Here is a 12425-nt window from a genome sequence, read left to right as displayed (position 1 = left end):
GTCACTGATTTGTCATATGTTGGCAGCTAAGCTCGCGGCATAACAACAACCACCACGACAAGGGAGGGATTCATGAAAAACACAATGGGGCGCGCAGGGGCGCTGGTGTTCAGCGCGATTTTTGCCGTCGCCTTCGGCCTGGGGGGCTACTTCTTCGGTTTGAAGCCTCTGGCTCAGACACTGTGGACCGCCTGGCAGGTGGGGCAGTGGCAGCAGGTACCTGCGCAGGTGATCAGCGCCGAGCTGAAGCGGCACCCGGGCAGCAAGGGCGGCACGACGTACGAAGTGCAGGCCCGCTACCGCTACGAGTTCAACGGCGCGCGCCACGAGGGAACACGGGTGGGGCTCGATGCGCAGAGCGGGTCCGACAACATCGGCGACTGGCACCAGCAGTGGCACGGCCGGCTGCAGCAGGCGCAGGCCCGCGACCAGCCCATCACGGTACGGGTGAATCCGGACAACCCTGCCCAGTCGCTGATCGATTCTTCCATCCGGTGGCGGCTGCAGATCTTTCGCTTGCCGTTTGCTCTGATCTTCACCGCGGTGGGGGTGGTGGCGGCTTGTGTCTTTGTGCTGCTGCTCATCGGTCGCGGCGAGTCGATGGGCCTGGCGCAGCCCGCGCAGGGCGAGCTGCCAGCCAGCGGGCCGGCCCCGCGCAATTCACTGCACGGCACGGCGGTCGGGGCCTGGATTTTCAGCCTGCTGTGGTGCGGCCTGTCGTTCCCCATGGCCGCGCTGCTCTGGTCCGACCGCAATGCGTCGGGCTGGGCCCAGGGGTTCATCGGCGTCTTCGTGCTGGTCGGTGTGCTGATGCTGGGCCTGGCCATCCGCCAGACCCGCATGGTGTGGCGCTACCGGGGCTCGGCGTTCACCTCGTTGCCCCAGCAGCCCCAGGCGGGCCGCTTGGTGGAGGTCACACTCCGGTTGACGCACCGTACTGCTGCACAGCCCGGCGCCCAGGCCCTGCGCCTGCGCCTGGCGCAGTACCGGGTGGATGAATCGAGCTCCGGCTCGCCCGAGCGGCAGGTCGAAGCGGTGGACGCCCCGGCCTCGCTGCAGCCCATGCCCGACGGCGGCCTGCGGCTGGTCGCACGTTTCGAGGTGCCGCCAGACGCACCCGCCCACGGTGCGCAGCGGGGCCGGGAGCGGGTCGACTGGAGGGTCGAACTGCTGGGGGCCGATGGTTCGATGGAGCTGTCCTACGACCTACCCGTCAAGGCCGCCCCCGTGGGCTTTGGCGATTCGGTGCCCGAGGACCGCTTCGACCCCCGCGCAGTGTGGAAGCGCGAGGAGCCCATTGCCCCGCCAGAGGCCGCGCAGATCCCGGGCACCATCCCCGCGTGGCCTGCAGGCGCTGTCCTGCAGGAGTTGCCGCAGGGCGTGCAGATCAGCTTTGAGCAGCAGGCCTGGCGCTGGGGAGCCGGCATCGCGCTGGCGGCGCTGGCCATGGAATGGCTCGTCAATGACCGTATCGGCCTGCATGGCGTGGTGTTGCCCCAGTCGTGGGGCGGGCTGGCCGCGACGGCGGGGCTGCTGGCCGTGGCGCTGCACGCGGCAACGCGCAATTGGGTGACCCGGGTGCAGGACGATGGCGTGGTGGCGCGCTGCAGCTCCTGGATGTGGACCTCCGTGAGATCGGTGGCGGGCGATGCCAGCCAGTCGCTGGTGCACAAGGTCGTGTATGCCACGGGCAGCGGCAGCGCGCAGAACAACCACCATGCGGTGTATGGCCGCAACGCGCAGGGCACGCTGGTGCAGCTCACGCCGGCGCTGAACGGGCCCGATGCTGCGGCCGGCGTGGGCCGGGCCATTGCCAAGGCCTGGCAGGACCGCCGCGGCCGTTTCACGCCGGGCGCCCGGCGTTCGCAGCGCCAGGACGTGTCTCGACCCGCCTGGGGCTGGTTGTTCATCGGCGCAGTGGTTGTGGCCCTGTGGTGGGCGCCACGCAGTCCCGTGGGCGTCGCCACCATCAACGCAGCCGGCGGTGCCGCGTCGCACCGGACCTGGTCGGGCCCGGACGGCCGGCTGATGGATGCGCAGAACGCGGGCGATGCCGCTGCGCTGGAGCAGGCCCTGCGCGATGGCGCCAACCCGAACCTGCTGGCGGACAACGGGTCTTCCATGTTGATGCTGGCGGCGCACCGGGGGCAGATGGCCCACGTGGAGCTGCTGCTCAAGGCGGGCGCGCAGCCGGACCTGCGCCAGACGCAGAAAGACAGCGAGCGGGGCGACACCGCGCTGCTGCGCGCTTTTTGGGGCGGCCATCTGGCCGTGGCGCAGCGGCTGGTGCAGGCCGGTGCCAGCCTGCAAGCCCGCAACCGCTGGGACTGGGGCCCCGTGCACATGGCTGCGCAAAGCGGGTGCGTGCCGTGCCTGCAATGGCTGGCCGACCAGGGCCAGCCGCTGGATGAACCCGCACCCGCCAGCCGCGGCGAGACGCCCGCCATGCTGGCGGCCGCCAAAGGCCGGGTGGCGGTGCTGCAGTGGCTGGAGGGCCGCGGCATCGACCTGTGGCGCCGCGACCCGCACGGCAAGACGGCCCTGGACTGGGCACGCTTCGGCCAGCAGGCCGACGCCGAGCGCTGGCTCCTGGAGCGCCAGCGCTGACGCGGTGCCCTGCGGCTCGATGCGGCGCGACGCGAGAGTGGGGCGCTGTGATGGAAATGCGGGCTGAGAGAAGGTGCAGGCAGCGAGGCCACGACACGGACATCGGCCAGAAAGAACCGTGAGCCAGCCACGGAACGTTCGCGCGACGCCTCGATCACATTCCGCAGAACCATAACAACTCGGCATCCACGATGTTCAAGTCCTTCTTTTTCTCCCGCCGGTGGTGGGCCTGGTCGATCCTGGGCTCCATCGTCATCCTGCTGGCCACCTGGTACCGCGTCGAGCTCGACGTGCAGATCAACGACTGGTTCGGCAGCTTCTACGACCTGGTGCAAAAGGGCCTGAGCCAGCCCGGCAGCATCACGATGCAGGAGTTCTGGCGCCAGCTTTCCACCTTCACGCACGTGGCCATGCTGTACGTGACCACGGCGGTGCTGGTGGACTTTTTCTCCAAGCACTACATCTTTCGCTGGCGGCAGGCCATGAACGAGCACTACATGGCCGCCTGGCCCCGGCTGCGCCACATCGAAGGCGCGGCGCAGCGGGTGCAGGAGGACACGATGCGCTTCGCCCGCATCATGGAAGACCTGGGGCTGAGCTTCATGCGCAGCCTGATGACGCTGGCCGCGTTTTTGCCCATCCTGTGGACGCTCTCGGACAAGGTCACGGCGCTGCCGGTGCTGGGTGCCGTGCCGCACTCGTTGGTCTGGGTGGCGCTGCTGTGGTCGCTGGGCGGCACGCTGCTGCTGGCGCTGGTGGGCGTGAAGCTCCCGGGGCTCGAATTCCAGAACCAGCGCGTGGAGGCGGCCTACCGCAAGGAACTGGTGCTGGGCGAGGACGACGCGGCCCGCGCATCCCCGCCCACTGCCGCCGCGTTGTTCCAGGACGTGCGGCGCAACTACTTCCGGCTGTTCTTCCACTACCTGTATTTCGACGTCGTGAAATGGTCCTACCTGCAGGTGAGCGTGCTCGTGCCGCTGGTGGCACTCGGGCCCACGCTGGTGGCCGGTGCCATCACGCTGGGGGTGATGCAGCAGATCGCGCGGGCGTTCGACAAGGTGCTCGAGTCGTTCCAGTTCCTGGTGCTGAACTGGAGCACGGTGGTGGAGCAGATCTCGGTCTACAAGCGCCTGCGCGCCTTCGAGCGGCAGATGACGGCGCCGATGGCAGAGGGGCTGGCGGGCTGAGGCGGCAGATCAGGGCGGGCGCCGGCTGGTAACTGCACCGCGGGCCATTCGTTGGCCTTTCAGTGGTTTGCTATATTTTTAATAGCTGTTGGCGCTTTTCTAGAGCGCGGTAGCGCCTTTTTTTATTCGATATTCGGGCTGCAGCAACGCCCACTGGTCATTCGCGTGCAGTGGGCGTCGCGCCCGCCACCAGGTGCTGCAGCAGTTGCAGCGCATGCTGCGGCAGCTCGCCGGGGCTGCGGGTGCACAGCACCAGGCTGCGATGGGCCCACCCGTCGGTCAGCCGCAGAGCCTTGATGCCGTGCGCACGGCGGTGCCGCTGGGCGGCGGCCAGGGGCACGATGCCCACTCCGGCGCCCAGCCCCACCAGTTGGCAGACGGCCTCGAAGTGCCGCAGCCGCACCCGAAAGCGCAGCCGCTGGCCCATGCGCTGGGCGTGCCGCGCCACATGGCTTTGCAGTGCGCTGCCTTCGGCCAGGCCGATGAAGTCCAGGTGCGCCGCGTCGGCCAGTGCCAGCCGTGGCGCGCCGGCCAGGGCGTGGTGGCGCGGTACGACCAGCACCAGCGGGTCCGGCCGCAGCGCCCAGGTGGCAAGCCCTTGCAGGTCCGCCGCATCCGACGCCAGGCCCATGTCGCACAGGCCGGAGCGCACGGCATCTGCCACGTCTTCGCTCGGGGCTTCCTGCACATCGATGGAGATGCGCGGGTGCTGCTGCAGAAAGCCCGCCATCGCCGCCGGCAGAAATTCGCTCAGGGCCGACGAGTTGCACCGCAGGCGCACATGGCCCGCCAGGCCGTTGCCGTAGTCGCCCAGATCGCCGCGCAGGTGCTCCATCTGGCGCAGCACCAGCCGGGCGTGGTGCAGCAGCGTGTGGCCCGCCGGCGTGGGCTGCACGCCCCGCTGGGCGCGCACCAGCAGCGGCACGCCCAGCGCGTCTTCCATGCCGCGAATGCGCTCGCTGGCCGATGCCAGCGCCATGTGGCTGCGCTCGGCGCCGCCGGTGATGGTGCCCGCCTCGTGCACGTGCACGAAAAGCCGCAGGTCGGTCAGGTCAAAGCGCATGGGCGCAAAGCTACCACAGCCCACTGCAGCAGGCTTCGGCTGTGCCTGAGGCTGGCTGCGCGGCTTCCGCATTTCCAGGCACACCGGTGTTGCTAAGAATGCGCCCATGGCCCGCCGCATGGTGCGGGCCGCGGAGTACTGGCGATGCATCAGACGAAACCTGCCGGATACCGGCGTGCGGCGCGCAAGGCCCGGCGCATGCCGGCGGAGCCGCACCCATGACGGGCCTCGGCCTGGGCGCCCACGGCGAAACGTGGCTGGTGGCGATGGCTGCCGTGTTCGTGCTCGCGGGCTGCATCAAGGGCGTGGTGGGCCTGGGGCTGCCCACCGTGTCGATGGCCTTGCTGGCGCTGCTGGTGGTACCGGCCGAGGCGGCGGCGCTGCTCATCGTGCCGTCGCTGGTCACCAACCTCTGGCAGCTGCGCCCCTGGGCCACGCTGTGGCCGCTGCTGCGCCGCCTGGGTGGCCTGCAGTGGGGCATCTGCGCGGGCACGTGGCTGGGCGCCTGGCTGCTGGGGGCGCCCGCGGGGGCCTGGTCGCGCGCCTTGCTGGGCGTGGCGCTCATCGCCTACGCGGTGTGGGGACTGCTGGGGGCGCGCCTGCATGTACCGCCCCGGGCGGAGGCCTGGCTGTCGCCCCTGGTGGGCCTGGCCACGGGCGGGGTCACGGCCGCCACCGGCGTGTTCGTGGTGCCCGCCGTGCCCTACCTGCAGGCCCTGGGCCTGCACCGGGATGCGCTGGTGCAGGCGATGGGCCTGTGCTTTACCGTGTCCACCCTGGCGCTGGCGGGTGGGCTGGCGCTCAATGCGAGCTACCCGGTCTCGACCCTGGTGTTGTCCGCGTGGATGCTGGTGCCCGCACTGCTGGGCATGGCCCTGGGCACGCGCATCCGCCAGCGCATGTCGGCCGTGTGGTTCAGGCGCTGCCTGATGGTGGGGCTGCTGGCCCTGGGGGTGTACATGGTGGCGGATGTGGTGGCCTGGCACGGCTTTGCATCTCGGTGACGGCGGCTGGCAAAGCGCTCCTGGCGCCGTTGTCGGGTCTTGCCGTCCTTGCAGTACTGTCTGCGACCCAACGCCTGGCCAGGACCGCTGCGCTGAGTTTTGCCAGCCGCTGGAAGGGCGGAGGACTGGCGTCGTTGCGGAACCTGGAGAGGCTCCCGGTCTGGCTGCCAACGCGTCTCAGACCGGGCCGGGCAACACCGGCTTGGCCGCGCTCTCCAGCACCCACAGCGCGGCGCGGGCCCGGGTGGTGGCCACGTACAGCATGTTGCGCTCACGGTAGGCCTCCTGCTGGGGCGCCGGGCCCGGGAAGCGGCCGCGCTCCACAAAGGGCACGGCCACGAAGGTGAACTCGCGGCCCTTGCAGGCCTCCACAGTCAGCAGGCGCAGGCTCACGGGTTCGCCCTGCTCGTGCATGGCGATGCTGGCGGTGGCGATCAGCGTGAGGCGGCCCAGAAACTCCGCCACCGGGATCTGCCGCGCAAGCCGGCCCAGGCTTTCCAGGCTGGCCAGGCAGGCGCGCCGCTCGCGGTCCTGGATGGGCGCATCGGCAAAGATGCGCTGCACCAGCGGGTGCTGGCAGAACGCGCCCGCATCGGCCAACACGGCCGCCTTGTCCGTGGGCTCCAGCGCCATGATGCGCGCGCAGGCATCGGTCAGCTCTGGCGCATTGGGGGCCAGCGCTCCATGCGCAATGAAGCGCCGCATGCGGGCGCTGCTGCTGTGCAGCGTGGCGGCCAGCTTCTGGCCTTCGTCGGCACCGGGCAGGCCTGCCCAGACCGCGGTGTCGAACTGGCCCTGCGCCAGCAGGTCGGTGTCCACCGCATCGGTGCGGGGCGCGCGGCGGCCGTAGTGCAGCAGCCCCTCGATGGCGGCGCCCACGATGCCGGGGGTGAGATGGCGCTCCCCTGCATCGGCATGGGGTTGGTCGCCCTCGCTGCCGTGCAGCGCCCACATCAGCGCCAGCGCCAGCGCCACCTCGCGCCGCAGGTAGAACGGGCTCAGGCCCTGGGTGCCGTAGTGCACGCCTTCGTGGCCGAACACCCATTCCAGCAGGATGCTGTCCTGCGGGTTGCGCAGCACGACATTCAGCGAGCTGTGCTGCGCGTTCTGGGGAACCGTCTGGCCATTGCGCGCCACTGGGCCTTTCTGCTCCTGCAGCGCCCCCCAGCCGTTCACGATCTGCGCGTGCAGCTCCACCAGTTGCTGGGCGCAATGTTCGTCGCTGTCGTAGGCCAGGTGCAGGAAGGCGTCCGAGTTGCCCGCCACCGGCGCGAACTCCACGCCGAACAAGGGGTTGAGCGCCGCGCAGATGTCGGCGCCGAAGCGGCGCGTGGTGTGGATGTTGAATACCTCGGTGCCCGCGGGCAGGCAGGCCAGGATGTGCTGCATGCCACCGCCGAACACTGAGAACGAGCCTTCGTGGATGTGCTGGTTGAAGTCCCCGGCGCCCACGAAGAAACCGTTGTCGCCCCGCACCAGCGCGCGCAGCACGGTGAGCGCGCCTTCGTCCAGATCGTGCAGCTCGTCGAACAGCACAGCGCTGTAGCGCCCCTGCAGCCCTTCGAAGGGCTGGTCCCAGTCCAGCTCGCCCAACTGGCGGCACAGCTCGAAGGTGCAGTCGCCCTCGGCGTAGAAGCGCGGTTCATGGTTCATGCCCACGCGCATGCGCTCGTACTGGCCGTACAGGCGGTACAGGGCGTGGTCGATGTCCCGGTCTTCACAAAACGCGCGCAGCGACAGCCCCGAGGCCTGCGCCTCCTGGTCCAGGAGCTTCTTCTTGGCCAGCGCCTCGAAGGCCAGGAACGCGTCGACGTCCACGCTGTGCGAAAACAGTTCGTCGTCCAGGCCATCGCTGCCCGCGCTGCGCTCAAGCTCCTGGCGCAGCGCCTGCTGGGCCTGCAGGATCAGAAAGCGACGGCGTACGGGGTCGTCCAGCATCTCCACCGGGTCGCCCTGCTCACGCAGCAGTTGCTCGCACAGCTGCTCCATGGTGAGGATCTCCAGGCTGCGCGGCACGGCGCCGTGCAGCTGCAGCATGCGGTCGCGGATGGCCGTGACGCCGGCCCGGGAGTACGCCAGCACCAGGATGCGCGCCGCGGCCTTCTGGTCCCCCAGCGTGGCCAGAAGGTTGCAGGCCTTCATGCACAGCGTGGTCGTCTTGCCCGTGCCCGCCAGCGCGCTGATGATCGACGCCGTGGCCTGGGAGTCCAGCACCCGCCGCTGCTCCGCGGTGGCCGTGATCCGGGTGTGGGCCCAGCTGCGTGCGGGAGATGGCGCGGAGGCGGAGGCAGAGGCGGGAGAGCGTGGAGCGGGCATGGAGTCGGTGGGTGGGGCGGGGTGCCATTGTCCTTGACTGGCGGCCGGGCCCTGCGCCGCAAGCCCCTGCCGCGGTGCGGGCCCGCCGCACAGGTCACCGGCAGCCCGCCGCCCGCATGTCCTCCGACGCCACCCGCACGCTGCGGCCCGGCTGGGTGATCGCGCAGCGCGACTGGTAGTAGAACGACAGCCGGTCGCGCACCGGCGTGCCGCCCACCAGGTAGGGCTGGTTGCCCTTTAGGACCGAATCCCCTGCAACCGCCTGGTCGTACAGCCCTTGGCTGATGTTGTGGCGGTCGGCCGAGTCGTCGAAGGTTGGGGCGGTGAGGCGGCGGAACGCATCGGCCGCCAGCGCCGGGTCGTGCGCGCCCTTCAGGTAGCGGTCGAACCAGGCCAGGGTGTAGTAGTTGATGACACTCTCGCCATAGCGGCTGGCCGGCCCGCCGAAGAGCGAGAAGTCCAGGTGCGTGCCCGCGCGCAGCACCACCAGCATGGTGTCCACCCCGGCGCTTTTGAGTTCCTGGTAGCCCGGGTCCTTGGGGTGGGGCTCGCCACCGCGCCCCCGGCCGCCCTGGGTGTTGGCCTTGGCGGGCTCGGGCGGTTCGGTGGTGGGCACCACCTTGAAGTAGTAGTCCGCCCCCAGGCCCAGTGCTGGCGTGCGCAGGGCCAGGTCAGCCGGTGGGTCCATGCCGATCTTGTCGACCCAGCCGGTCTTGAGCGCCGTGAGGTTGTCCCAGGCCACGATGGCGCTGATGCGCTTGTCCGCCTGGCCGAGCAGGCTGGCCGTGCTGCCGCCTTGCGAGTGGCCGGCAATGCCCACCATGCGCACATCCAGCTGGTCCCAGTGCGGGAAGAATGGTGTGGCATCTCCCGCCAGCGGCGCCTTGGGCGTGGCAAACACCCAGTCCACCACGCTTTGCGCATCGGGCCCGTGCGTGCCCATGGGGGCCGTGGTCTCCAGTGCGATGGTCATGTACCCCGCCTCGGCCAGCACCTGCGCGGCCGAGCGGTGCAGCCGCTTGGAGCTGTAGCCCCCGTGCACGATTACCACCGCGGGGTAGGGCGGCGCGAAGGTCTTGAGCCCGGCCGGCATGCCGGTGCAGGTGCCAGCGGCGCAGGGCCGGTAGATCTCCACCGCAATCGGCTTGCCCGATGCGGATGGCGTGCTCGCCTCGGTGTACCGAAAGCGCCTGTCCGCATGGCTGGCCGGATTGCGGTAGGCGTCGAGCGCGGGCGTCTTGCCGGGTGTGAACAGCGCGGCGGGCTGCTGCGCAAAGTCGTCGATGCGCTGGCGTGCGCAGGCCATGTTGTCGGCATCGCGCTGCTGCCACTCGGCCGAGCCGGGTGCGGGCGCTTCGTGCTGGACCGGGCCCAGGCAGTCCAGCGGCGCGGGCTCTGCCGCATGGGCCGTGGCGCCCAGGCTGCCCAGGGCCAGCAGCGCTGCGGCGGCAAGGCAACTGCTGCGCATCACTTGGCACCCCCGGCGCTCGCGTTGCGCTGCAGGAACGCCGCCAGTGGCCGGATCACGTTGTTCGTCGCATTGTCGTCGCCCGTCACGATGTCCACGTGCGAATAGCCCTCGCTCATGTGCACCTCGAAGCCGCCCTCCACCCCGCCGTACTGGCGGTTGGCGACCAGCGTGGGCTGGCCGGCGGGCGTGCGCGCCATGCCGGCCTTGCAACTGGCTGCGGCGCAGGGCGCAATGGCCTCGGCAAAGCCGCGCCATATGCCGGCCACGGGCGTGAGGCCATTCGTGCCGCCGAAGGCGATGACGGGGATGTCGATTTTGCGCGCCTGCGTCTGGTTCACGATGTCGGCGCGGCCGCGTCCGCCCTGGGCCACGGGCAGCGACAGCGCGCTGGTATCCAGCCCCAGGTTGGCGCCTCCGCTGCCCTCGGCATTGGCGAGCAGCAGGCCCGAGCTGGGGTAGTACCAGTCGCTGTAGGTGGTGTTGCCCACAAACAGCGCGCGCGACAGGCGCTGGAGGTTGGTGGGCTCCACCTCCTTGCCCCAGGCGGGTGGGTTGGCCACCAGCGTGGCCGGCTGCGGGCCGAAGTCGCGGAACGCTGCGGGTGGCAGTGGGTCGGTATTGTCCAGCCAGGTGCGCAGGCCGTCAGCGCGCGCCGGGCCCAGGTAGCCCATCGACACGGAATAGAACACCGTGCGCTGCAGGTTGTCGTCGTCCATGAAGGTGCCGATGGCCGCGCCCGCCGTGACCGGGAAGTCGCGCTTGGTGAAGTCCGCCACGCGGTTGTAGACGTTGTTGCCCGCCACGCCCCCCTGGTCTGCCTGCAGCAGCGCCTGCGTGCCGTTGATGGTGCCTTCGAAGGCCATCTGCATGCCCGCGATCTCGGTCGATGCGCTCACGCGCGGCGTGAGGCCGGGGCGCGAAACAAAGCCAGGCTCGGCCCCCGAGGCCACCGCTGCATACAGCCCGCCATCGGCCGCGCGCACCACTGCATCGAGCTGCGCCGCCGTGGGCGTGCTCGTTGCCAGCGCACCGCCCGGCCCCTCGAACAGCACCAGCCCCCGGAGCTTGGCGTAGCCCGGTTGCGCCGGCCCCGTGCCCGTGAGGTTGAAGTCCGTGGCCGCATAGCGCGCCACAAAGCCCGTGCCCGCCGAATGCCCGCCCAAGAAGACATTGCCATGGCGCGCCACCGTGTGCGCCTGCGTCACCACCGCGTCCAGGTCCAGCGAATGCACCTGCGGCGTCCAGTCCGCGAGGAAGGGGATCTCGCGGCTTTCATGGAACACCGCGCGCCGCGCCAGTTGGGCCGGCAGCGGCAGCCCCAGCTCGCCACCGTAGAGAAAATTCAGGCCCAGCGCCGCATCGCGCTCGCGCTCTGCTGTCTGCAGGCCTTCCATGTCCTGCAGTGCCACGGACCGGCGGTCTACGCCCCACACCTCCACCACCGCCTGGTGGTCGGTCCACATGCGGCGCACCAGGTTCTCGGCCAGGATCAGGTAGCTGTGCGACGCGGCCAGCGTGCCCGGCATGGCCACCAGCACCGCATCCACCGGCTTGCCGGCATTGGCCGCCAGCCCGTAGCGCGTGTAGCGCACCCGGTTGAGGTCCGGCCCCGCCGCGCCGAACTGCGTGGCCAGCTTGCTGCCCGGTGCTACCGTGACGCCTGCCGTGCCCGGTGTGCGCGCCGCCTTGGCGCGGCTGGCCAGCTCGTGCGTGCTGATGGTGAAATCACCCGTGGTGGTGACACCGCCATTCACCAGCGCCTGCCCGCCACCGCCGCAGGCGGTGAGGGCGGTGAGGGCGGTGGCCAGGGCCAAGCCCAGCAGGGTGCGGCGCGCGGGCATGCCGGGCCGGGCAGGGGTGGTGCTGTTGCATTGGTTCTTTGTCATCGTTGTGGTCTCCGTGGTGGTGGTTGAAACTGGCAAGAAAAAAATGGGCGCAGGCTGGCGCTGCAGGTGCGTTGCCCAGGCAACGCACACGCGTGGTTCATCACAGGGGGGTCAAAGCGGTGAAGAAAGCCTCTCTGGCCAGGCGCTTGTGCCGCAGACAGTGCTGCCCGTACTGCAGGGCAGAGCAACGGCGCCAGGGAGGTTTTGTTAGCCGCTCAACCCCGCCACCAGGTAGTCGAGGAATTCTTCGTGCTCGCGCGCCTCGCTGCCGGGCATCGACAGGTCCATGGCACCAAAGGGCGATCGCCGCATGTAGCTGCGGTACGAGATGCCGTAGTACACGGCGTTCATGGTCAGCAGCAGGCGGAACTGGATCGTCTCGCGCCCCACGGCGGGCATCAGCGCCTGCAGCCGCGCCAGCGTCAGCTCCAGCGTGCGGCGGTGCAGGGCGGCCGAGATCTCCTGCCCCTTTTCGCCATAGTCCCACCCCAGCCGCCCGATGAAGTTGACCGCATCGCGCCCCAGCGCGGGCGCGCTCAGCATGGCGATCACAGGGCCGAAGGCGGCCTCCACCACATCGCGCACGGTGTAGGGCTGCGCCTGGCCCTCCAGGGCGTGCAGCCGCGCACAGGCCCGGGGCTCCAGCCACTGCTGCAGATAGCTGGCAATGGCCGCCACCAGCTCATCGCGCCCCCCAAAGTGGTAGTGCAGCGCCGAAGGGTTCTGCGCCCCCGCCGCGATCACGATGCGCCGCAGCGACACCGCATTCATCCCCTCGCGCGCCATGAGTTGCAGGGCCTCTTCGATCAGGCGGGTGCGGGTGGCTTGCGGGTCGGTGGCGGATGGTGCTGGCAGGTCGGTAACAGCCGAGACAAGGACAGAGTTCATGGG

8 protein-coding genes are annotated in these 12425 nt (G+C 70.0%); 3 read left to right on the top strand and 5 right to left on the bottom strand.

The window, feature by feature from the left end; all coding sequences use genetic code 11:
* Nucleotides 1–72 precede the first annotated feature (72 nt).
* Nucleotides 73–2607 (top strand): ankyrin repeat domain-containing protein, encoded by a 2535-nt coding sequence (locus ACSQ3N_RS19215; RefSeq protein WP_436147158.1) that lies wholly within the window; start codon nt 73–75, stop codon nt 2605–2607.
* Between the two features lie 191 nt (nt 2608–2798).
* The gene (sbmA, locus tag ACSQ3N_RS19210; RefSeq protein ID WP_056170194.1) at nt 2799–3794 is read left to right on the top strand and encodes a peptide antibiotic transporter SbmA; all 996 of its coding nucleotides are present in this window, start codon (nt 2799–2801) and stop codon (nt 3792–3794) included.
* A gap of 157 nt (nt 3795–3951) precedes the next feature.
* On the opposite strand, the gene ACSQ3N_RS19205 is transcribed toward sbmA, so the two are convergent.
* On the bottom strand, nt 3952–4857 hold the full coding sequence (locus ACSQ3N_RS19205) for a LysR family transcriptional regulator (RefSeq protein WP_436147157.1): 906 nt from the start codon (nt 4855–4857) through the stop codon (nt 3952–3954).
* 218 nt (nt 4858–5075) lie between these two features.
* Here ACSQ3N_RS19205 and ACSQ3N_RS19200 point away from each other — a divergent pair, with 218 nt between their 5' ends.
* Nucleotides 5076–5861, top strand: coding sequence for a sulfite exporter TauE/SafE family protein (locus ACSQ3N_RS19200; RefSeq protein ID WP_436147156.1), 786 nt, complete (start codon nt 5076–5078; stop codon nt 5859–5861).
* Nucleotides 5862–6038: 177 nt separating this feature from the next.
* Here the strand turns inward: ACSQ3N_RS19200 and ACSQ3N_RS19195 are convergent, their stop codons facing one another.
* From ACSQ3N_RS19195 to ACSQ3N_RS19180, 4 genes are all read right to left on the bottom strand, one after another.
* Nucleotides 6039–8177 (bottom strand): UvrD-helicase domain-containing protein, encoded by a 2139-nt coding sequence (locus tag ACSQ3N_RS19195; protein ID WP_436147155.1) that lies wholly within the window; start codon nt 8175–8177, stop codon nt 6039–6041.
* A gap of 94 nt (nt 8178–8271) precedes the next feature.
* Nucleotides 8272–9645 (bottom strand): alpha/beta hydrolase family protein, encoded by a 1374-nt coding sequence (locus ACSQ3N_RS19190; RefSeq protein WP_436147154.1) that lies wholly within the window; start codon nt 9643–9645, stop codon nt 8272–8274.
* A complete protein-coding gene (locus ACSQ3N_RS19185; protein ID WP_436147153.1) occupies nt 9645–11534 on the bottom strand; it encodes a hypothetical protein in 1890 nt (629 codons plus the stop codon). The genes ACSQ3N_RS19190 and ACSQ3N_RS19185 overlap by 1 nt, the downstream gene beginning before the upstream one ends.
* A gap of 207 nt (nt 11535–11741) precedes the next feature.
* Nucleotides 11742–12422 carry a TetR family transcriptional regulator gene (locus tag ACSQ3N_RS19180; protein ID WP_436147152.1) on the bottom strand — a complete coding sequence of 227 codons (681 nt, stop codon included), beginning with the start codon at nt 12420–12422 and terminating at the stop codon, nt 11742–11744.
* Nucleotides 12423–12425 lie beyond the last annotated feature (3 nt).

The sequence above is a fragment of the Acidovorax sp. LjRoot194 genome, from assembly GCF_964253015.1.
Taxonomy (GTDB): domain Bacteria; phylum Pseudomonadota; class Gammaproteobacteria; order Burkholderiales; family Burkholderiaceae_C; genus Acidovorax.
This window is presented reverse-complemented; position numbering and strand designations above follow the sequence as displayed.

Excerpts from the sequence above, each read along its gene's own strand:
- ACSQ3N_RS19215 (WP_436147158.1), top strand. The coding sequence starts at position 73 with ATGAAAAACACAATGGGGCGCGCAGGGGCGCTGGTGTTCAGCGCGATT.
- sbmA (WP_056170194.1), top strand. The coding sequence starts at position 2,799 with ATGTTCAAGTCCTTCTTTTTCTCCCGCCGGTGGTGGGCCTGGTCGATC.
- ACSQ3N_RS19205 (WP_436147157.1), bottom strand. The coding sequence starts at position 4,857 with ATGCGCTTTGACCTGACCGACCTGCGGCTTTTCGTGCACGTGCACGAG.
- ACSQ3N_RS19200 (WP_436147156.1), top strand. The coding sequence starts at position 5,076 with ATGACGGGCCTCGGCCTGGGCGCCCACGGCGAAACGTGGCTGGTGGCG.
- ACSQ3N_RS19195 (WP_436147155.1), bottom strand. The coding sequence starts at position 8,177 with ATGCCCGCTCCACGCTCTCCCGCCTCTGCCTCCGCCTCCGCGCCATCT.
- ACSQ3N_RS19190 (WP_436147154.1), bottom strand. The coding sequence starts at position 9,645 with ATGCGCAGCAGTTGCCTTGCCGCCGCAGCGCTGCTGGCCCTGGGCAGC.
- ACSQ3N_RS19185 (WP_436147153.1), bottom strand. The coding sequence starts at position 11,534 with ATGACAAAGAACCAATGCAACAGCACCACCCCTGCCCGGCCCGGCATG.
- ACSQ3N_RS19180 (WP_436147152.1), bottom strand. The coding sequence starts at position 12,422 with ATGAACTCTGTCCTTGTCTCGGCTGTTACCGACCTGCCAGCACCATCC.